This is a genomic window from Vibrio limimangrovi (assembly GCF_054064025.1).
In genome coordinates, this window is sequence record NZ_JBSUGF010000023.1 from 1 (window position 1) to 21,777 (window position 21,777).

General features: G+C 46.1%; 19 protein-coding genes and 1 riboswitch. Of the genes, 11 read left to right on the top strand and 8 right to left on the bottom strand.

The features are described 5' to 3' along the window. Positions 1-335 precede the first annotated feature (335 nt). The 8 genes from ACWYU8_RS21360 to thiH all read left to right on the top strand — a co-directional run bounded on the left by ACWYU8_RS21360 (position 336) and on the right by thiH (position 8,906). Entirely contained in the window at positions 336-1,715 is a 1,380-nt protein-coding gene (locus ACWYU8_RS21360; RefSeq protein ID WP_457521747.1) for a multicopper oxidase family protein, read from the top strand. 137 nt (positions 1,716-1,852) lie between these two features. Continuing rightward, a complete protein-coding gene (gene crcB / locus ACWYU8_RS21365) occupies positions 1,853-2,239 on the top strand; it encodes a fluoride efflux transporter CrcB (protein WP_457521748.1) in 387 nt (128 codons plus the stop codon). A gap of 179 nt (positions 2,240-2,418) precedes the next feature. Beyond that, positions 2,419-2,517: riboswitch (TPP riboswitch) on the top strand. A gap of 158 nt (positions 2,518-2,675) precedes the next feature. Further along, entirely contained in the window at positions 2,676-4,616 is a 1,941-nt protein-coding gene (gene thiC, locus ACWYU8_RS21370) for a phosphomethylpyrimidine synthase ThiC (protein ID WP_457521749.1), read from the top strand. Then, entirely contained in the window at positions 4,616-5,941 is a 1,326-nt protein-coding gene (locus ACWYU8_RS21375; RefSeq protein ID WP_457521750.1) for a thiamine phosphate synthase, read from the top strand. The genes thiC and ACWYU8_RS21375 overlap by 1 nt, the downstream gene beginning before the upstream one ends. After that, on the top strand, positions 5,931-6,707 hold the full coding sequence (gene thiF / locus ACWYU8_RS21380; RefSeq protein ID WP_457521772.1) for a thiazole biosynthesis adenylyltransferase ThiF: 777 nt from the start codon (positions 5,931-5,933) through the stop codon (positions 6,705-6,707). The genes ACWYU8_RS21375 and thiF overlap by 11 nt, the downstream gene beginning before the upstream one ends. Positions 6,708-6,726: 19 nt before the next feature. Further along, entirely contained in the window at positions 6,727-6,990 is a 264-nt protein-coding gene (gene thiS, locus ACWYU8_RS21385; protein WP_457521751.1) for a sulfur carrier protein ThiS, read from the top strand. A gap of 5 nt (positions 6,991-6,995) precedes the next feature. Beyond that, a complete protein-coding gene (locus ACWYU8_RS21390; RefSeq protein ID WP_457521752.1) occupies positions 6,996-7,763 on the top strand; it encodes a thiazole synthase in 768 nt (255 codons plus the stop codon). A gap of 15 nt (positions 7,764-7,778) precedes the next feature. Next, positions 7,779-8,906 carry a 2-iminoacetate synthase ThiH gene (thiH, locus tag ACWYU8_RS21395; protein ID WP_457521753.1) on the top strand — a complete coding sequence of 376 codons (1,128 nt, stop codon included), beginning with the start codon at positions 7,779-7,781 and terminating at the stop codon, positions 8,904-8,906. Positions 8,907-9,035: 129 nt separating this feature from the next. Here thiH and ACWYU8_RS21400 read toward each other — a convergent pair whose 3' ends face one another. After that, a complete protein-coding gene (locus tag ACWYU8_RS21400) occupies positions 9,036-10,826 on the bottom strand; it encodes an aminopeptidase P family protein (protein ID WP_457521754.1) in 1,791 nt (596 codons plus the stop codon). 190 nt (positions 10,827-11,016) lie between these two features. Beyond that, positions 11,017-11,958, bottom strand: a complete 942-nt coding sequence (locus ACWYU8_RS21405; RefSeq protein ID WP_457521755.1) for a LysR family transcriptional regulator — start codon at positions 11,956-11,958, stop codon at positions 11,017-11,019. Between the two features lie 140 nt (positions 11,959-12,098). Between ACWYU8_RS21405 and ACWYU8_RS21410 the strand changes: the two genes are divergently transcribed. Both ACWYU8_RS21410 and tsrA read left to right on the top strand, forming a co-directional pair. Continuing rightward, on the top strand, positions 12,099-13,259 hold the full coding sequence (locus tag ACWYU8_RS21410) for a multidrug effflux MFS transporter (RefSeq protein ID WP_457521773.1): 1,161 nt from the start codon (positions 12,099-12,101) through the stop codon (positions 13,257-13,259). 91 nt (positions 13,260-13,350) lie between these two features. Beyond that, complete coding sequence (tsrA, locus tag ACWYU8_RS21415; protein WP_444496631.1) at positions 13,351-13,635, top strand: H-NS-like global regulator TsrA; 285 nt, start codon at positions 13,351-13,353, stop codon at positions 13,633-13,635. Between the two features lie 30 nt (positions 13,636-13,665). Here the strand turns inward: tsrA and ACWYU8_RS21420 are convergent, their stop codons facing one another. From ACWYU8_RS21420 to ACWYU8_RS21435, 4 genes are all read right to left on the bottom strand, one after another. Beyond that, positions 13,666-14,121 (bottom strand): DoxX family protein, encoded by a 456-nt coding sequence (locus ACWYU8_RS21420; protein ID WP_457521756.1) that lies wholly within the window; start codon positions 14,119-14,121, stop codon positions 13,666-13,668. Positions 14,122-14,132: 11 nt separating this feature from the next. Continuing rightward, complete coding sequence (locus ACWYU8_RS21425) at positions 14,133-14,888, bottom strand: HvfC/BufC N-terminal domain-containing protein (RefSeq protein ID WP_457521757.1); 756 nt, start codon at positions 14,886-14,888, stop codon at positions 14,133-14,135. Next, positions 14,885-15,757 carry an MNIO family bufferin maturase gene (gene bufB / locus ACWYU8_RS21430; RefSeq protein WP_457521758.1) on the bottom strand — a complete coding sequence of 291 codons (873 nt, stop codon included), beginning with the start codon at positions 15,755-15,757 and terminating at the stop codon, positions 14,885-14,887. Before bufB ends, ACWYU8_RS21425 begins: the two co-directional genes overlap by 4 nt. Before the next feature lie 88 nt (positions 15,758-15,845). Beyond that, the gene (locus tag ACWYU8_RS21435; protein WP_444496627.1) at positions 15,846-16,106 is read right to left on the bottom strand and encodes a BufA1 family periplasmic bufferin-type metallophore; all 261 of its coding nucleotides are present in this window, start codon (positions 16,104-16,106) and stop codon (positions 15,846-15,848) included. A gap of 280 nt (positions 16,107-16,386) precedes the next feature. On the opposite strand from ACWYU8_RS21435, the gene uvrD reads away from it, so the two are divergent. Next, positions 16,387-18,561, top strand: coding sequence for a DNA helicase II (uvrD, locus tag ACWYU8_RS21440; RefSeq protein WP_457521759.1), 2,175 nt, complete (start codon positions 16,387-16,389; stop codon positions 18,559-18,561). A 680-nt stretch (positions 18,562-19,241) separates the two neighbouring features. On the opposite strand, the gene ggt is transcribed toward uvrD, so the two are convergent. Both ggt and ACWYU8_RS21450 read right to left on the bottom strand, forming a co-directional pair. After that, the gene (gene ggt / locus ACWYU8_RS21445) at positions 19,242-21,008 is read right to left on the bottom strand and encodes a gamma-glutamyltransferase (RefSeq protein WP_457521760.1); all 1,767 of its coding nucleotides are present in this window, start codon (positions 21,006-21,008) and stop codon (positions 19,242-19,244) included. Between the two features lie 109 nt (positions 21,009-21,117). Continuing rightward, positions 21,118-21,777 (bottom strand): LysE family translocator, encoded by a 660-nt coding sequence (locus tag ACWYU8_RS21450; RefSeq protein WP_457521761.1) that lies wholly within the window; start codon positions 21,775-21,777, stop codon positions 21,118-21,120.

A 21,777-nucleotide genomic window follows, 5' to 3' on the forward strand; every position in this document is an offset into this window, starting at 1 on the left:
GGGGTGTAGCTCCAATTGGCAGAGCAGCGGATTCCAAATCCGCGTGTTGGGAGTTCGAATCTCTCCACCCCTGCCATATTTAAAGCCTCAGTCGAAAGACTGAGGCTTTTTTGCGTTTGTACTTGGCGATTTTAACCCGCAAGTATAATTCAATACTTATGGCTGGTATGGTTCTGCTTTGTATATAGCAAAGCGCAATGGCAGAAATAGTACTGTTATAAAGTAAATTAACGATAAAACGCTTTAACGTTGCTTTTATCTGACCTCTTATATTTACATTATGGTGAGAATACGTTTTATTACCCCTTCACTATACTGTTTTAGTTGGAGTAGAAATGGAACTAACTCGCCGTCGCTTTCTTTCAATGAGCTCTATTTTGGGTATGTCAGCTCTTTTGCCTGCATGCTCTCTTAAGAAGTCGGTCAGCAGCCAAGGTTATGCTTATGAGCTTACTGCTGAACCAGCAAATGCTGAATTGGTTCCCGGACATCAGACACCAGTACTCGGTTTTAATGGCTCTATCCCTGCTCCAACAATACGTTGTCGCCAAGGCGAGAAGGTGACTATCCGTTTTACCAACAAGCTTGATGAGCCAACTACGATTCATTGGCACGGGCTACGTATCCCAATAGGTATGGATGGCGTCCCTTTTCTAAGTCAGAAACCAATCATGCCCGGTGAAACCTTCGTCTATGAATTTACTCCGCCCGATGCTGGTACGTTTTGGTATCACCCACATATGAATAGCGTAAAGCAGTTAGGAATGGGGCTTGTTGGCCTGATTGTGGTGGAAGAAGCGCAACCCGTTGAGTTTGATGAAGAGCACGAGCTGGCACTTAAACACTGGCACCTGAATAAAACGGGTCAGTGGAAAGATTTGATGATCCCTCGCTATAGTGCTCGTATGGGTACTCCAGGTGAGTGGGGGACAGTGAATGGTCAACATAATCCAACCTACAGCCTTAAGGAAAACGCAACAGTACGGTTGCGCATCGCTAATGTAGATAACACCATTACTTATCCGATCGCTGTCGAAGGGGTTGATGCCTGGGTCATTGCTATTGACGGAAATCCGATTAAAACGCCTTATAAGCTAACTCAGCATAAGATTGGTCCGGGTATGCGACTTGATGTCGCTTTCATTGCTCCTCCTGCGGGTAACCTTGTAAGTGTTCGTCAGATGAAAGGAAAGTTTCCATTCCCACTATGTGATTTTAAATGCCAGGAATCTAGCTTGGCTGAAAACCAAAGTATTCCCGCTTTGCCATTAAATCCTGTACCCGCTGTTGATTTAGATAATGCGGAATTGATTGACTTTGTATTTGAGTGGGAAGGTGCAGTCACACCTGCAGATAGCTCAGGACAAGCGGTACCTAAATTTTGGTTAACGAATAAAAGGGCTTGGGAGGGCATGAGTGCTGAAAGTATTCCAGAGCCGCTCGCAAAATTGGAGCTGGGTAAAACTTACATTTTTAATTTACGTAATGTCACGCAGTACCATCATCCGATTCACTTGCACGGTCATACGTTTACAGTATTGGAACTTGATGGAAAGCCCGTCGAAAAACCATTTCATACCGATACGGTTTTATTAGGTAAAAATGGATCAGCAAAAGCTGCTTTTGTCGCAGATAACCCTGGTCAGTGGATGTATCACTGTCATGTGATAGAACATATGAAAACCGGATTGATGGGTTTTATTGAAGTTGCATAAAGTGACTCCTGTAACTTTTTAAAAATACAAAACTATGAAGCCTCAGATACGTATTATGAGAACATTATTTTCACTCGTTTTGGCTCTATTGTGTCCAATTTAAAAGTACAATAGTTGAAATTATATTTGGAGGGACCATGGGACAATTCGCAATTTTAGGACTTATCGCAATCGGTGGAGCGATAGGAGCTTGTTCTCGTTATCTAGTATCTGAATTTTGTGTGACACTTTTTGGTCGTTCTTTTCCATACGGTACGCTAACCGTTAACATTGCTGGCTCATTTATTATGGGTCTGCTTATCGCGGCTGTTGAAAATGAGTGGTTAGCTCCATACCCATGGCGCCAAATTATTGGGTTAGGTTTTCTTGGCGCATTAACTACGTTTTCTACTTTCTCCATGGATAACGTGTTACTGATGCAACAAGGTGCATTTATAAAGATGGGTTTTAACGTGTTACTAAATGTGCTGTTAAGCATTTCTGCAGCATGGTTTGCATACCACTGGTTGATCATACCTAAGTAGTTTTCAAATCAACCCAGGTGAGTTTCTGCTCTTCTGGGTCTTTTCCTTCCTTGCAGTTAATTCAAACCTGTCGTTATTTGAATCCAGTCAAATGTCACTTTGTGCTACTTGAGACACATAAAATTGATTAAAAACACGACTTTTATACTTGGTTAACTAATTTCCTTTCTCTATAATCGATTCACTTGTCGGAGTGCCATAAGGCTGAGACCGTTAATTCGGGATCCGTTGAACCTGATCTGGTTAATACCAGCGAAGGGAACAGGAGAAGATATCTACACCAGATCTCATCTGGTTAACCTATCAAACCGTCGAATGTTGTTATAGACCGTTAGACTTCTATCAGTTCTAAATTCGACCCCTCTTGTCGCATCTTTCCGCCAAGCATTTTTATCCCAATACTTTTTATCTAGAATAACAAGCAAGGAAAAATGCTATGTCGAATCGCAAACAAGCGAGACTGGAAGCAAAACAGTTCATTGATACTCTGTCGGTACAACCGTACCCAAATTCAACCAAAGTGTATGTAGAAGGCTCACGTCCGGATATCCGCGTCCCGATGCGTGAGATCTCGTTAGCTGACAGCCTTATCGGTGGTACCAAAGAGGCTCCTGTTTTCGAGCCAAACGAATCAGTACGTGTTTATGACACCTCTGGTGTATACACTGACCCAAATCACTCTATTGACCTTTACAACGGTTTACCGAAGCTGAGAGAAGGGTGGATTGAAGAGCGTAACGATACAGAAATCCTCAATGACGTCAGCTCTGTTTATGCGAAAGAGCGCTTAGAAGACGAAACTCTGGACGATCTACGTTATGGCAACTTGCCACGAGTTCGACGTGCCAAAGCGGGCAAATGCGTTACTCAGCTTCACTATGCTCGAAAGGGAATTATTACCCCTGAAATGGAATACATTGCGTTGCGTGAGAATATGGGGCGTGCCCAGTATCGTGATGAAGTGCTAAACCAGCAGCACCCAGGCCAAAACTTTGGAGCTAATCTACCAAAAGACATTACTGCTGAGTTTGTCCGCAAAGAAGTGGCAGAAGGTCGTGCCATCATTCCATCAAATATCAACCACTCAGAATCAGAACCAATGATTATCGGGCGTAACTTCTTAGTCAAAGTGAACGCGAACATTGGCAACTCGTCGGTGACATCTTCAATCGAAGAAGAAGTAGAAAAACTCGTATGGGCCACGCGTTGGGGTGGGGATACGGTTATGGATCTCTCTACCGGGCGCAACATCCACGAAACCCGTGAATGGATTTTACGTAATAGCCCGGTGCCAATTGGTACAGTTCCAATGTATCAGGCGCTAGAAAAAGTAAATGGTATTGCTGAGAACCTAAACTGGGAAGTGATGCGTGACACCTTAATCGAGCAGGCAGAGCAAGGCGTGGATTACTTTACCATTCACGCAGGTTTGTTACTCCGTTATGTTCCGATGACGGCAAAACGTGTTACTGGCATCGTTTCTCGTGGTGGCTCCATCATTGCTAAATGGTGTTTAGCGCATCATCAGGAGAGCTTCCTTTACACTCACTTCCGCGAAATCTGTGAAATCTGTGCGAAGTATGACGTTGCACTTTCGTTGGGTGATGGCCTACGTCCTGGCTCAGTCGCAGACGCTAATGACGAAGCACAGTTTGCTGAATTAAGAACCCTAGGTGAGTTGACTAAGATTGCCTGGGAGTATGACGTACAGGTGATCATCGAAGGCCCAGGACATATCCCAATGCACATGATCAAAGAGAACATGGATCAGCAACTGGAACACTGTCATGAAGCTCCGTTCTACACCTTAGGTCCACTAACTACTGATATTGCACCGGGCTACGACCATATTACTTCCGGTATTGGTGCGGCGATGATTGGTTGGTATGGCTGTGCAATGTTGTGTTATGTCACACCTAAGGAACACTTAGGTCTGCCAAACAAGGAAGATGTAAAGACCGGCATGATCACTTACAAGCTGGCTGCACATGCTGCTGACTTAGCAAAAGGGCATCCAGGTGCACAGGTCCGTGATAATGCGCTATCTAAAGCACGTTTTGAATTCCGTTGGGAAGACCAATTCAACTTGTCATTGGACCCGGATACCGCGCGTTCTTTCCATGACGAAACACTGCCGCAAGAGGCTGGGAAAGTGGCTCACTTCTGTTCAATGTGTGGTCCTAAATTCTGCTCGATGAAGATTTCTCAGGAAGTAAGAGAATACGCGAAAGACACTGAGCAAGTTGCTGCTGATCAGGCGATTTCTATCAAAATGCTGGATGATCCGTTAGAAGGCATGCGTCAAAAGTCAGAAGAGTTTCGTGCCACAGGGTCAGAACTTTATCACCCAGCTGTACACGCTGAGGTGGATGAGTAATGACTAAAATCCTTATTCCGTCACCATTAATAGAGCTAACGGGTTTCGTTCAGCAAAGTTTATTATTGGCGAAAGAACAGGGTGTTAGTACTGAAAAATTTGAGTTGGGCATTAGCCCAACTCATCTAATTCAGCTTGTTCTCGACCCAAATAAAACACTGAGCGTAGGCACGGATCTAGTTGATGGATTCGATGAAGTTTTAACTGGTGATTTTACGCTTTATTACCAATCGAATTTATCTTTGAAGGAAACGAGTCAGCAAAGTTCCTCGGCTATTTTTATTGGTATTGTGGATACTTCACCAACGCCAAACAACGATGACAACACCGCTCTGTTTGATATCTGGCGTCATCCAATTACTGATGAAGTAAGAGCGTTGTCAGCGAACTTGTCAGCATCAAACACCTTCCAAGCAGAGCATCATTTAGCGTGGACAGTGACGCTGTTGGCTCTCGAATTTCCAATTGAAGACGCTTTGACATTAGCTCGTGCAATGACGAATGTTTCACGTGAAACACTGTTTAACGGTGAAACATGCACGCTTCACGAGTGGGCATCTCACTTTACTGATTTTCCAACCCCGGTTCTAGAAGACGCTCGCTTGGATATTCAAGTTGGTTGGTCATCGCAAAGCGAAGCGGTCAGTTTTCCCTGCCTTGATAAAGAGAGCTTGGGGCTTTATCCCGTTGTTGATGATGTCAGTTGGATAGAGCGGCTTCTGCCGTTGGGTATTAAGACCATCCAGCTACGTATCAAAAACCCTGACCAGTCTGATCTCGAACAACAGATTATTCGCGCTATTGAACTGGGACGTCAATATGATGCGCAGGTCTTTATTAATGACTATTGGCAGCTTGCTATTCAGCACGGCGCGTTTGGTGTGCACCTTGGTCAGGAAGATATCGAAGAATCTAACTTGATTCAGTTGAGTGAAGCGGGGATTCATTTAGGACTGTCAACGCATGGTTACTATGAGCTGCTGCGAATTGTCCAAATCAATCCAAGCTATATCGCGCTAGGTCATATCTTTCCGACCACGACTAAGCAAATGCCATCAAAACCACAAGGTTTGATTCGTTTAGCTTTGTATCAAAAGCTGATAGACAGCATTCCATATGGAAAGCAAGTTGGCTATCCAACTGTCGCTATTGGCGGTATTGATCAATCAAATGCTGAGCTTGTTTGGCGATGCGGTGTATCCAGTTTAGCTGTGGTTAGAGCCATAACGTTGTCTGAGTCGCCAAAATCGGTGATTGAGTTTTTCAATCAATTGATGGGTAGTGCTCAGCCATTGCAGGTAGTGGAGAATGAAAGTGCTTACTGATAAAGAATTTATTCGCTATCAGCGTCAAATTGCGCTACCTGAAATCGGTGAATCAGGACAATCTAAACTTAGCCAATCTCATGTTTTGGTTATTGGTTGTGGCGGACTAGGAAGCGCTGCGGGGTTGTATTTGTCAGCCGCTGGAGTGGGTAAGTTGGTTGTTGTTGATGATGACCATGTCGATAGTAGCAACTTACAACGACAGGTTGTTTATCGAGAGCGTGATATCAACCGGATGAAAACTGAAGCTACTGCTCAGCAGTTAGGTGCCCTTAACTCACTGGTTCAAGTTAGAACTATTCCGAAACGTCTCGATAAATCTCAGCTGCAATTGGAAGTGATGCTTGCCGATGTTGTACTCGACTGTAGTGACAACATGCCAACTCGGCAGCTGATTAATCAAGTCTGTTTTCAGCAAAATACGCCTTTGATATCTGCGGCTGCTATTGGTTGGCAGGGTCAGTTTGCTGTATTTGATTACTCATCGGAACAACAGAGTTCGGGGTGTTACCGTTGCCTGTATCCATTTGATGACTTGAAGCAAGGCATGAAGTGCAGCGAAATGGGGGTTGTCGGTCCAGTGGTTGGAACACTAGGAAACTACCAGGCCTTAGCCGCTATTCAAAAGCTGGCGACAGGTAAGTTTCATGTGGCTAGTGGTCACTTGCACCTGTTTGATGGTGCACGCATGACTTGGCAAACCATGGTGATCAACAAAGACCAAGAATGCCAGGTTTGTAGAAACGCGAACGAGCCACAGCACTGAGTTAGGAGAGGAGTTACAAATGACACCACCAAATCATTCGATAACTGAATTGAACGACGCCACAAGTAGAAAAGATAAGTTAGTCATCATCACTATTAATGACCAACCTCAGAAGGTCGCGTTAAACGCTAACTTACAGCAAATCATCACACAGTTTTCTCTACCAGAGGTAGGCTGTGTTTTTGCCATAAATAATCAAGTTGTACCGCGTAGCGAATGGGCAAGCACGGTACTGTCAGAGGGAGATAGTATCTCTCTGTTTCAAGCCATCGCAGGGGGATAATGTCGATGCTGAAAATTGGTGATAAAGAATTTCAATCACGCTTGTTCACAGGAACGGGCAAATTTTCCAATAGCGCTCTTATGGCTGAAGCAATTCAGGTTTCAGGCTCTCAACTTGCAACGATGGCACTTAAGCGTGTAGACGTAAATGATCAGCAAGATGATATTTTGCAGCCTTTAATTCATGCTGGCGTGAATTTGTTACCGAACACTTCGGGTGCTAAAAATGCTAAAGATGCAGTTTTTGCCGCTCAGCTCGCGCGTGAAGCGTTAGGAACCAATTGGGTCAAACTTGAGATTCATCCAGATCCGAAATACTTAATGCCAGACCCGATCGAAACCTTAGCGGCAGCGGAACAGTTGGTTCGAGAAGGCTTTATTGTTTTGCCATACTGCCATGCCGACCCTGTGTTGTGTAAGCGACTAGAGGAAGTTGGCTGTGCAGCAGTTATGCCGTTAGGCGCTCCTATCGGTTCGAACAAGGGCATTGTTTCTCATGACTTTCTAGAAATCATCATCGATCAGGCAAACGTGCCCGTCGTGGTTGATGCAGGAATTGGTGCGCCTTCTCATGCTGCACGGGCAATGGAAATGGGTGCGGATGCGGTGCTGGTCAATACAGCGATTGCTGCAGCAAATGATCCAGTTGCTATGGCAAAAGCATTCAAGATGGCAGTAGAGTCGGGTCGGATGGCTTATGAAGCAGGTCTTGCAGGGCAGGTTTCTCATGCAGTTGCGTCAAGCCCGCTAACAGCTTTTCTTGATGAACTGTAAAAGAGAGGTCTTAACATGAGTTTTTATGACCACTTTAAGCAGTTCAACTGGGATGATATTTCCATGTCGATATACGCCAAAACGGCGAAGGATGTGGAAAGGGCGCTGGCAAAACCCAAACGAGATTTAGAAGATTTCAAAGCGCTAATTTCTCCTGCTGCAGAACCGTATTTAGAGCAGATGGCAAAGCTTTCTTATTCGCTGACGCGTAAGCGATTTGGCAATACCATGTCGCTTTATATTCCGTTGTACCTTTCTAATCTTTGTGCCAATGCCTGCACTTATTGTGGCTTTTCGATGGAGAACCGCATTAAACGCAGAACGCTGAACAAAGAGGAAGTGGCAGCGGAAATTGAAGCAATTAAGCGAATGAAGTTCGACAGCGTATTGTTGGTAACCGGCGAACATGAAACCAAAGTCGGGATGAAATATTTTCGCGAAATGGTTCCGATGATAAAACAGCGCTTTAACTATTTGGCGATGGAAGTCCAACCGCTGGATCAGGAAGAATACGCAGAACTTAAAACGCTAGGTCTGGATGCGGTGATGGTTTATCAGGAAACGTATCATCCATCAACTTACGCCGAGCACCATCTGCGTGGTAATAAAATGGATTTCCGATACCGACTTGAAACTCCGGACAGATTAGCGAGGGCAGGGATCGACAAAATCGGCATTGGTGCTCTGATTGGTTTACAGGAATGGCGAACGGATTGTTTTTTTGCTGCGGCACATCTGGATTATCTTGAGCGTACCTATTGGCAATCACGCTATTCCATTTCATTCCCTCGCTTACGCCCTTGCGCCGGAACTGCGCCCGCTTCAGGTTTGCAACCAAAGTCGGTGATGACGGATAAACAGTTAGTGCAGTTGATTTGTGCGTACCGACTGTTTAATCCGGAAGTAGAGCTGTCGCTGTCGACTCGTGAATCACCACAGTTCCGAGACAATGTTTTACCTCTGGGGATTACCAGCATGTCCGCAGCATCAAAAACACAGCCAGGTGGTTATGCGACAGAAGAAGTAGAACTCGAACAGTTCGAAATCAGTGATGAAAGAAGCGCTGCTTCAGTTGAAGGTATGATAAGAGCAAAAGGTTTTGATCCGGTCTGGCGTGATTGGCACTCTGCCTATTCAGGATAACCGAGATATTGAAAGTACCTCTGAGTGTTTCACGTGAAACATTTACCCTCACTTGCACTGAAAAAATAAAAGGCTCTCCAAATGGAGAGCCTTTTCGGTTTTATATCGAAGTGAAATCAGAGCATTTTATTATGCGTACGCCAACGGCAAGGTTGCTTCACGTAGCCATTCTTTGACATCACCTTCAACTAGAGGGCTGATTTGGTCCCAGACTTTTTGGTGGTAGTCATTCAGCCATGCCAGTTCTGGACGAGTCAGCATATCCACATTGATGTTACGTTTGTCGATAGGGCAACGAGTCAGTGACTCAAATGACAGCACTGGGAAGTCACCATTGGTTGGTGTTTCTACCACTAGCTCCAGGTTTTCGATTCGAATACCAAATGCATCCGCGCGGTAATAACCCGGCTCATTTGATAGCACCATACCTTTTGTTAGTGGGACATCGATTTGTCTTTTAGAGATACTAGCAGGGCCTTCATGCACGCTCAGGAAATGGCCCACGCCGTGGCCAGTACCGTGGTCGTAATCATAACCTTCCGCCCAAAGATGTTGGCGAGCCAAAGTATCGACTTGGTAACCGCGTGTGCCTTTCGGGAAACGAGCACGTGCCACACCAATATGACCTTTTAGGGCCAGAGTGAACTGTTTGATCATTTCTGCAGATGGCTGACCAATCGCAAGAGTACGCGTGATGTCGGTTGTACCGTCTAAGTACTGGCCGCCTGAATCAACCAGATAAAGCGTATTCATTTCTAGCTTACCCGGCTCTGGTTGGTTCTCATGGTTGTAGTGACACATTGCGGCGTTACTACCCGCTGCTGAAATCGTATCGAAGCTTAGGTCCATCAATGTTGGGTCTTCTTTACGGAATGCTTCTAGTCGATCAGCGAGTGTTGCCTCATCATGAAGTTTACCTGCTGTTACTTCCGCGTCGAGCCAACATAGGAATTTGCTCATCGCCACACCATCGCGCACATGACACGCTTTCATCCCTGCAATTTCCACTGCATTTTTCGCCGCTTTCGGCATCAGACATGGGTCTGCCGCCGCGATAACAGATGCACCAGAATTCTGTAGAACCAGCTTAAACCATGCATTGCTGATCGCTGGATCGACTAATACCTTTTTACCCGTCATTGCTTCAAGACGAGATTGAAGTTCTTCAGGATGATGTACGGTTACTCCAGTGCCTGCGTGTACGGCAAACTCTGTTGGCAGGCGTGCTGGATCAAGGAAGAATTCGATGGTTGAATCTGCATGAAGAATCGCGTGTGACAGTAAAACGGGTAGACGTGATACATCCAGACCACGAACGTTCAATAGCCAACAGATAGAATCAAGAGCTGTGATGACTGCGCTATCGGCTCCTGCTTTTGCTACGAGTTGAGCAATCTCTTGACGTTTACTATCGCTTGATTGACCAACCGATTCTGTCGGCATCAGGCGTACATCGGACACCACTGGAGCAGGGCGATCATGCCACAACTCGTCAATTGGGTTGCTGGTTAGAATGTTGAGATCAAACTTACCAGCCAGTTTTGTTTGTGCTGAATCTAACCAAGCAGAGCTGTGCATGCGAGGATCGATAGCTATGGTCGAGCCTGCTGCAAGATTATCTTTTATCCAATCCAACGCTGGTTCTTCAATGAGGTGACGGTATTCAAATAGATCGGCAGGAACTTGTTTGGTCACTTGGACTGTGTAGCGGCCATCAACAAACATCGCCGCTTTATCTTTCGTGATCACGGCTGCACCAGCAGAACCGGTAAATCCGGTTAACCAGTGTAGGCGTTCGTTATGAGCCGGAACGTATTCGCCCAAGTACTCATCTTCGTGTGGGACAAGTAGGGCATCAATATTGTGTTGAGCTAGCCATTCGCGAATCGCATTCACGCGGCTTTGAGTATCGTTATGCATCTGTGTTATTCCTTCAATTACGGCTCCTTTATGCTCAGTTTTGGGAGCTGTTTCCTTCTGCTTCACGTAGTGAATGAATTAAACGTTGAATTGTTTAAGTCTGGGTACAACAGGCCATAGATGAGCCAAAAGAACTATCGTCTGTTAAGCTACTCATTTTAATCGTTAAGCGCAAATTGAGTCCGAATTTTTATCTAAGATGATCGGTTTTTTGCGTGATCATCGTGCGCAACCAGTTCAGTGCTGGGTCGTTTTCTCTGTCTCTATGCCAGAACAAAGTGTAAGCCATTGGTGGAAATTCTAGTGGTAATGGTAGCACTGCTAAGTCGAGCTGTTTTGCCGCAAGCTGCACAAAGTGACTTGGCGCAGTGAAGATAAAGTCGGTGTAGGAGCACAAACTTGCGGCACTGTTGAAATCAGGAACCGTAACCGCGATATCTCGCTCAGCGCCAATATCTGCGAGACGATAATCCAATAACCAGCGGTCGTTACCGTCGCAACGTACCTGAACATGACGCAGGGATAAGTAAGCTTCTAGGTTCCACTTCTGGTTTAGTGCCGGATGGTTTTTGCGGATGATGCACATCTGATGGTCGCGATAGATTTCCTGTTCGCATATGTCATCTGGTGGCAACAGGGTAAGCTTGGCATCATTTATGTCGATGTCTTTGCCGGTTAAACCCAAATCCAACTCGCCGCGTTGCAGCATTTTAAACGTGTTGTCCGACCAAGGGTGTGTGCTGATGGTTACGCCTGGTGCCTGCTGAAAGATAGCCGGTAAAAAGTGCGGCAGTATTAACGGATAAACGCTTTCGACAGCTGCGATTTGAAAGCGGTACTCGCTGCTTTGCGGAGAAAACTCTTCTGGTTGAGTCAGCACTTCGAGTTGGTTGATCAACAGGTCAAGTTTCGGTTTTAAGAACAGAGAGCGGGGAGTTGGTGTCAGTCCATGTGAATTTCTCGTGAACAGTGGATCATCAAATTGAACGCGTAATTTGGCTAACGATTTACTCACTGCCGACTGGCTAAGGCAGAGCCGATGTGCCGCTCTGGTGACGTTGAGCTCTTCCATGAGTACTTTAAAACAAACCAGCAGATTAAGGTCGATTCGAGCCAGTTTCTCAATATTCATTATGATTTTCCCTAAAGGAATAATGGTCATGATTATACATCATTTCCATTCATATCATCAGATGATTAAGCTTCACGAAAAGTTCTTGTTCAATTTGGAGTGTAGTGGTGTCTGGCCATATTTCTAACAGTAAAAAGCAAATGGCGCTATTGACCCTTTTGGTTCTCTTTAGCCCGCTAGCGATCGATATTTATCTTCCTGCATTACCTCTTATTGCTTCCACGTTTCAGGTAGATAATGCGCTAGCACAAGACACTATTACATGGTTTTTGTTTGCAATGGGTGTTGGTCAGATTTTTGCCGGCCCGTTAGCAGATAAGCTCGGACGTCGAACTGTTGCATTGGGCGGCATCGCCATTTACGCAATGAGCGCTTTATTGGCGTGGAGTGCTCAGAACATTGAGTGGATGTTGATGTCTCGATTGCTACAAGGCTTAGGCGCATGTGCCACATCGGTAGCCGCCTTTGCAACAGTTCGCGATCTCTTTGGTCCGGAAAAAAGCGGCAAGATGATCAGCTACCTTAACGGTGCGATCTGCTTTATTCCGGCACTGGCTCCAATACTCGGTAGCTGGCTGACGCAGCAATTCGACTGGCGTGCAAACTTTAGTTTTATGGCTGGCTTCGCGGTGGTATCGGGTACGTTGATGTTCCTGATGATGAAGGAAACCAACCCGGCGACAGAAAAACAAGCGGTGTTCAAACTCAGTCGTTACTGGGCAGTACTAAGTACTCCGTCGTTTATCTTCCATGCATCACTGTGTTTGATGGCTATGGCGGTTATCCTTGCGTATGTGACTTCTGCGCCGTCAGTATTGATGACCGAAATGGGGCTGTCGATGAATGAGTTTACCTTCTGGTTTGGTGTGAACGCGGTGATTAATATCGCGGCTTGTATGTTAGCACCTAAATTTATGGAGCGCTTTGGCACACACAATACGCTTGTTGTCGGCATTTCGACATTAGGCCTTGCGGGTATTGTCATGATGGTCATGAATGGCCAAAACACGGCATTGTCTTTCATGTTACCAATATTTATGTCTTCAGTAGGTTTTGCTCTGATTCTTGGCGGTGCGGCGGGTAAGGCTTTGGAACCGTTTGGTGATAAAGCGGGTACAGCGGCTGCGTTACTTGGTTTGTTCCAGATGAGTGGCTCTGGCTTATTGGTGGGCACACTTCAGCGCTTATCTTTAGACCCACAAACACTGATTGCACTTCAGATGTGGATTATTCTGCCCGCACTTGTGATTTTGTTTACCAAAGCAGGTAAGAGTTGGCATGCGAGCTTTGCTAAAGCGTAAATCGGTGTAATTTATTATTTTCCAATATGAGTAACAAGTGTATATTTGTCGTTCACACTTTTCCTGACACCATAATGGAATTCAACAAGTAATGTCGTTAACCACGTATGAAATGGCTCGTATTTTAGAGCAAATGGAAGAATCACCAGAAAAGGTGATGTTTGGCAAGTTGCTTAATGAGCTGGGCAATCAAAGCTCCGAGCGTATTCGTAGCGCGGCAAAACAAGTACCTCTGCCAATCCTGCGTGACATAGTGTATCAATTTCAACAAGTGATTGAGTCGCGCAAAGGTGAGCAAGTTGAGCTGCTAGCGAAAGACATTGCTAAGCAAGGTATCTCAGCTGACGAGTTGTTGGCTTACCTGAACAAACAATAAATAAGTCCCTCGCAGCTGCGGGGGATTTTTTTATTTAACCAGCTTACTTTTCAGCAACTGGTCTAGAGAATACGGCCCAGGCCCCCATACGATCACGACCAGTATCATAAATCCCCATAGCTGATGGTCATGAAAGCCTTTCTCCCACAATAGCGGGTAGGAGAGAACGGCTATGATGTTAAATATAAACAGCAATGCGGCCATCGGGCGGGTAAAGATTCCCAACGCTATAAAGACCGGCAGAATCAGTTCTGCAGCTGTGCCTATGTACGCAGCAAACTCCCAGGGGAGCAACGGTACCTGATACTCAAATTCAAATAGGTAGAGTGTGCTTGCCCAGGAAGCGAATTTTATCAGACCAGAATTGAAAAACACCCACGCGACCCATAAGCGACAAAGTAGCAATAGAAAAGGAACAACGCCGTTCTGAAAGAGGTTGGTGTACTCATCGTAGCGAGTTATTAAGCGCTTAATTGTTTCTGTCATGATTTTCTCCCTCATCTCTTTAAGGTAAAACCGTCAATTAAATTCAGCAGCATCAGATGACTTAAATTAGCAAGCAGTGGTGGCGGAATGTCACTCATAGGTAGGTGTTGCTCTAAATATCGCAGTAATTGGTAGGTGTCGATATCGAGCGTATGACACGATACTCCACCATTCATCTCAACTGAGATGACGCCGCATTGCGATAGATTGATGTCGAGCTTCTCGACTTGCTGACGCTGAATCGCCGAAAACAAATCAAAAACCGCATAGTGAGACTCATAACTTCGGCATCCGGGGTGCAAATGAAAAATCAACCTAGATTGCTGGTCTGGTTTTACTTCAGCAAGCCGGGTTAAGGGGATTAATTCTGCATTGGGTAAATGCTCGCGTTGGTCTTGGCGGGCTAAATCTATTTCCCACTCAAAGCGGGCGACCTCTGGGCTGTAAGGTGCTTGGGCAATTACTTGTGCGAATAAGATGATGGTGTCTTGAAAGTCTTCCCCATAATGAGCAACGTATCCTTCTGTTAATGGATAATTCAGAACGTGTTGCCGCGCAATTTGTATAAAGCATTCTTTGCCGAGTAACGCTTCCACCATTGGGTAGGTTGCCGACAATATTTCGCTCAGGCTGATGATAAAGTTGTTGCGATAAATCTGTATTCGTTCATCAGCGCTGAATAGGTCAGCAGTGATATCGCACTCTTCGCCTGATGTTTGATAGTGCAGTGCTTTGGCGAACTGGCTCTGTAAGGTAGCAAGGTTCATGATGCTTTCCTCGCAGATTCTAAAGCGGAGTAGGTTTGGTATTCTGAAAGAACACACTTGGCTTTATCGGCTTCTGCTAGCAACACTTCAGGTGTGGGAATATCCAAATCCCACTCAATTAAAGTCTGTCGAGGGCCATGCTGTTTGATCCAACGGCGATAGAGTTGCCATACCTCTTCACTGACCGGGCGACTGTGGGTATCAATCCAAATATCACCTTTATCAAGTTGTTTGATGGTAAAGCCAGCAAGGTGAATTTCATCGACCTTGTCGGCTGGAATTGCCGCTAAGTATGTGTCGCAATCAAAACCATGATTGAATGCGGAAACGTAAACATTGTTTAAATCGAGCAGCAATCTGCAATCAGTGCGTAACTGGACTTCTCTCAGAAACTCCCATTCACTAATGGTGGAGTGCTGAAACTTTACATAACTCGATGGATTTTCAATTAAGATTTGACGCTGCAGATAATCTTGTACTTCCTGAACATTTCGAGTGAATACGTTCAGCGCTTCTTCGGTATATGGCAGGGGCAAGAGGTCGTTAAAGTAGTGCCCGCCATGCTCACTCCAGCTGAGATGGTCTGAAACAAACATGGGGTCAATCGAATTGATCAGTGCCTTAAGCTGAGCTAAATGTTTCTGACTGACTCGCTCTACAGAACCCAGTGACAACCCTATACCGTGGCAACTGATTTGATAAAACTCGCGCATAGATTGAAGTTGATGGCGCTCGGCCGAGTTCGGCTGAAAGTAGTTCTCACTGTGAATCTCAAGCCAGGACAATTTTGGCTGATTGTGACTGAAGTAGTTCAGATGAGGCGTTCTTAATCCGATTCCGACGAGATTATGCAAAGATTGATGTTCCACGTGAAACTCCTTATCAAAACCAGGCAAGGCGAAAAGATAAGGGTGTGTGTTGAGCATTCACACACCCTAACCATGGCCTCTGGGGCAATTAAGAAGAGGTAGTGCTACCGCCCGCCAACTTGCTACACAATCCTTCGGGCACAACGACAAATGCATCTTTTTGGTTGTCTTGTTTAGCAGTACCAGCACAAGAACCGTTCTTAGTGGCACAGTCATTTTTACCTGCCTTGGCTACGCCAAAGCACTTTTCTTGTTCAGCAGCGACAGCAGAAGTCGTGGTGAGCATAGTGCCTCCCAGAGCAATAAGCCCCGTAACTGCAGCAGCAATAGCAAGATTCGAATTTTTCATAACAATGTCCTCTGAGTGATTTCCTTTACTTTCGGTTAGCAAGGTGACGCGACTTTTGGTTGTACAGTATCTGTCCACTTACTTAACTTAAGAGATAGGAATGAGGGTTAAAAACTTTCAGTGAAATGTGTTGCCAGAACAGGGTTGGGTGATGCTATTTATATAACTAACTGAATAAAAGAATAAAAAAACATCAGAATTTTTATCAAGTTTTGTCTCAACACACCCTAGTTGTTTAGGTTATAATCGGTTTTTATGTATAAATAACCAGTAGCTCATCATGATGGATCCATCTCTATTACTCGACGGTCTGAACGATAAACAGCGTGAAGCCGTTGCAGCACCTCTAGAAAACTTACTCATCCTTGCTGGTGCAGGGAGTGGTAAGACACGCGTTCTTGTTCACCGAATCGCCTGGTTGATGTCTGTAGAACAAGCATCGCCGTTCTCAATCATGTCGGTAACCTTTACCAACAAAGCGGCGGCGGAGATGCGTGGTCGTATTGAAGAGTTGATGATGGGCAGTGCGTCAGGCATGTGGAATGGTACTTTCCATGGCATTTGTCATCGTATTCTGCGTGCGCACTATCTTGATGCTAAGTTACCGGAAGATTTTCAGATTATCGACAGTGATGACCAGCAGCGACTGCTAAAGCGTCTGATCAAAGCACAAAACCTGGATGAAAAGCAGTGGCCTGCGCGTCAGGTGGCTTGGTGGATTAACGGTAAGAAGGACGAAGGTCTACGTCCGGCTCATATCGATGCCTATCACGATCCCGTTACCAAAACTTACCTACAGTTGTATACCGCTTATCAGGAAGCATGTGACCGTGCTGGTCTGATCGACTTTGCGGAAATTTTGCTTCGCGCTCATGAGCTACTGCGCGATAACAAGTTTGTCCGCGAACATTACCAAGCACGTTTTAAACATATTCTGGTCGACGAGTTCCAGGACACCAACAACATTCAGTACGCGTGGCTGCGCATGATGGCGGGGCCTGAGTGTCATGTGATGATCGTCGGTGATGATGACCAGTCAATTTATGGCTGGCGCGGTGCGAAAATAGAGAACATCGAGAAGTTCACCCTTGAGTTCCCGAGTGTCAGCACAATTCGCCTTGAGCAAAACTACCGTTCTACAAAAACGATTCTGGAAGCCTCGAATACCCTTATTGCTAACAACACAGAGCGTATGGGGAAAGAGCTTTGGACGGATGGCAGTGTTGGCGAGCCAATCTCGGTCTACAGTGCATACAACGAGTTAGACGAAGCCCGTTTTGCGGTTAATAAAATCAAAGAGTGGCAAGACAAGGGCGGTGTTCTGACGGATGCTGCCATGCTTTACCGTAATAACGCTCAGTCACGTGTACTGGAAGAAGCGTTAATTCAAGCGGGTCTTCCTTACCGCATTTATGGTGGCATGCGATTCTTCGAGCGTCAGGAAATCAAAGACGCCCTGAGCTACATGCGCTTGATTGCCAACCGTAACGATGATGCTGCATTCGAGCGTGTGGTGAATACGCCAACACGTGGATTGGGTGATAAAACACTAGAGACGGTTCGTCGTGCAGCTCGTGATCGTGGCTGCACCATGTGGGAAGCTAGCATCGCGATGCTTGATGAGCAGGTGCTCGCAGGACGTGCCGCGGGAGCATTGAGTCGTTTTATTGAACTCGTCACCGCTCTGGAAGACGATACACTTGAGATGCCACTACACGAGCAAACAGACCATGTGATCAAATATTCAGGCTTGTTTGCTATGTACGAGCAAGAAAAGGGTGAGAAATCTAAAGCACGGATTGAGAACTTGGAAGAGTTGGTAACGGCAACCCGCCAATTCGAAAAACCAGAAGAAGCGGAAGAGATGTCTCTGCTGACGGCGTTTCTGACTCATGCAGCGCTGGAAGCGGGTGAAGGGCAGGCGGATGAGTTCGAAGATGCAGTTCAATTGATGACGCTGCACAGTGCGAAAGGTTTGGAATTCCCACTGGTGTTCATGGTGGGTGTCGAAGAAGGCATGTTCCCGAGCCAGATGTCTGCCGAAGAAGCCGGGCGTTTAGAAGAAGAACGTCGTTTGTGTTATGTCGGCATGACACGTGCGATGCAAAAACTCTACATCACCTATGCAGAAATGCGTCGTTTGTATGGTCAGGACAAGTACCACAAACCATCGCGCTTTATTCGTGAACTGCCTGAATCCTGTTTGGATGAAGTGCGTATGAAAGCGCAAGTCAGCCGTCCTGCAAGTAGTGGTCGCTTTAGCCAAACGGCGGTAAAAGAGAACTTTAACGAGACGGGTTTTGCGCTAGGCTCACGCGTGATGCATCCGAAGTTTGGTGAAGGTACCATCATTAACTTTGAAGGCAGTGGCCCTCAAAGCCGAGTGCAAATTGCATTTAATGGTGAAGGTATTAAGTGGTTAGTGACGGCTTATGCCAGACTTGAGAAGCTGTAAGGCCTACAAGGAAAAGTGAATATAAGAGCTGCTTCGGTGGCTCTTGTTATTTTTGGTGCTTTTAAAAAGAAAAACCCCGAGGGCTTACGCCCGTCGGGGTTATAGTCTTACTCGCAGCAATCCAGCTACTAAAAGTGCTCCATGCATCAAATCCATGATAGTGTGCTGATTCCTTCAGCTTATTCCTTTCGTCGCCTTCCTAGCGGTGTCCTTGACCTTATCCTGGTCTGCTAACAATCCTCGTTAGCTCTCATCACTTGTTCCCTGAGCGGTGTCCCTGACATCATCCTGATGTTCAATCCCTGCCTCGTCCAGAGGTGTCCATTTCCCATCCTTAGTAGCAACCATCCTAGTTACTATCGAGTCCGTTCAATGTCCAGTTTTGCATTCCATGCCCGACTATTCATCCTGAATAACCGTTTCTTCTTCCTGAAGTCTACCAAATCCTTGGTAATTCCTGTTCCGTGTCAGCATCCTTCCGACAGGTTCCATATTACGTTTTTCACGCCTCTCGGCAATGGTGGAAATTCACATTTTTATTGATTTAATGCAGCTTAAAATTACACTTTCATTTAAAATCAACATCTTAGTATTTTTTAGGGGTGATTTTTCTATTAAAAAAGCGAGTTTTACCCAACCCTTTGTGAGAGATCTCGCACAAAGGATCGGGTGAAAGGCTATTATTTACCGATTGCGACTCCTTCACGGCGAGGATCGGCAGCACCTTCTAAACCGTCTGTTGTGATGCGAATTGCATGCAATCCTGAATTCAAATCAGTTGCTTGTGTTGTAAAGCCGATTTTTTCCAGCTCTGGTTGCAGGCGAGTGGCGGTGGTTCCTTGCTCAATATCTAAAGTACCAAAGCGGTTTAACAGTCTTGGCTGATTGATGGCTTGCTGGATATCCAACTCCCACTGGGTATGCGCAATAATGGTTTGGGCAACATAACCGATAATACGGCTACCGCCCGGAGATCCAATGGCCATATAAGGCTTGCCATCTTTGAGCATGATAGTCGGAGCCATAGAGGAACGCGGACGTTTACCCGGTTCAAGGCGATTGGCGATAGGGATGCCGTCCTGATGGGTACTGAAAGAGAAGTCGGTTAATTCATTGTTCAGCAAGAAACCTCGAACCATTAGGCGTGAACCGAAGGAATTCTCTATCGTTGTCGTCATGGATACCACATTACCCTGTTTGTCGACGATGTTGAAATGGCTGGTGGAAGGCAATTCAATTGACTTATCCATACTCACGTTAATTGCATGAGACCAAGGTGGGTTTCCCGCAGTTACGTCAGACAGTGCTTTGCCAACTTCTATCAAGTTAGCTCGCTCTTTGAGGTAGTCGGCATCCAACAATCCTGCGGTTGGCATCGGTACATAGTCGTGGTCAGCCATGTATTTCCCTCGATCAGCGAAGGCGAGACGAGAGGCATCCGCTATGACTTGCCATGACTTGGCGCTTTCTGCGCCCCAGCCTTTAAGATCGTATTTCTCGCTGATGGCCAGAATCTGTCCCACTGTTAGGGCGCCGGAGCTAGGTGGCCCCATACCGCACACGTCATAGCTTTGATAGGCTGCGCACACTGGCTCGCGCTGCTTAATTTGGTAGGTATCAAAGTCTGATTGTGCGAGTACTCCCGGATTACCTGGTGCGTTTTGTACCGTATCAATGATGTCTTTGGCTATATCACCCTGGTAAAAGGCCATGGCGCCTTTCTCCGCAATTGCCGCTAAGGTTTGCGCGTATTGCGGATTTTTTAGGATAGTTCCGGCGGCTTTCGGTGAACCATCCGGATTAAAGAAGTAAGCTTTGGTCGCAGGGAAGCGCGACAGACGTTCAGAGTCACCTTCTATCAGACTGGCGAGACGAGGACTAACTACAAAACCTTGTTCAGCAAGCTTGATGACCGGCTGAATGATCTTTTTCCATTCAAGTTTGCCGTACTTTTGGTGCGTATCCCATAAGAGTTTTACTGTGCCCGGCGTGCCTACCGAACGACCACCGACAACTGCGTCGTAAAACTGAAGAGGCTGGCCTTTGTCATCAAGAAACAGTTGCGGTGTGGCGGCTAATGGTGCGGTTTCGCGGCCATCATAGGTCGTGAGTTTTTGCTTATCGCTATCCCAATACACCAAAAATGCACCACCTCCGAGCCCGGAAGATTGCGGTTCCACTAAACCAAGCATCAGCTGAACTGCCACCATAGCATCTATCGCATTGCCACCTTGCTCAAGTACGTCTGCACCAGCCTGAGTCGCAATCGGATTTGCGGCCGTCACCATATAGTTTTTGGCTTTTACCAGCTGCTTTTGTTCTACGCCGGTGCTTTGCTCTGGAGCGACCGCGTCAGTGGCTTGGTTGGCTAGGGCTTGGCTCGTAAGGGTGAAAGAGGAGGTAAGAAAAAGACCCGCAGTTACGAGCCGGTTGAACGTCCATTGCATGATGACTCTCCATGTTACCAGTTGAATATTCAGCTTGGCAGCCATAGAGAGGATCGTCGAGTCCGTAGTCTTAGAAATGTCGGTTGTGCGACGCTTTTAAATCAGTAAGTTACACTGCCAAGGTGCGGATGGTTTGCAGCAAAATACCGCTTCCGACCATCGTAAACACCACACCGCATAAGCCATCAATATAAACGCCTGCCTGTTGTAGGCGACGTTGCAATCTTTGCGTGGAGAGCATCCAGGCCAGGCTGGAAAACCAAAACAGTGATAAGCCAAACAGAATTACCAAGGCGATACCTTTTCCGCTGACAGACATACCTGCCGGAACCAGGCTCGACATCAAACTGACGAAAAACACCAAAGCTTTTGGGTTAAGAATATTGGTAGCAAAACCCTTGGCGAATGCCTGACGTTTATTACTGATCACCAGATTATTCGCTTGATTTGGTTGATCTGATTGCGGGTTCTTGATCATGGCGATCACTGCGCGCAACGCTCCGATACCTAAGTAAAGTAAGTAGCTACCACCGAGTAGTTGCAACACTGAATACAGCAAAGGATGCTGGTGAACTAAGTAACTCACGCCAGTCAGGCTAAACAAAGAATGGAGCAAAATGCCAACTGACAAACCTAACGCGATATACAGCCCGGTTTGACGGCCATGACGTGTGGCGTTTTGCACAACTAATGCGAAATCGGGGCCGGGACTCATTAAAGCAATAAAGTGAATGCTGGCCAGAGTTAGCAGGATGGTTGATTCATTCAT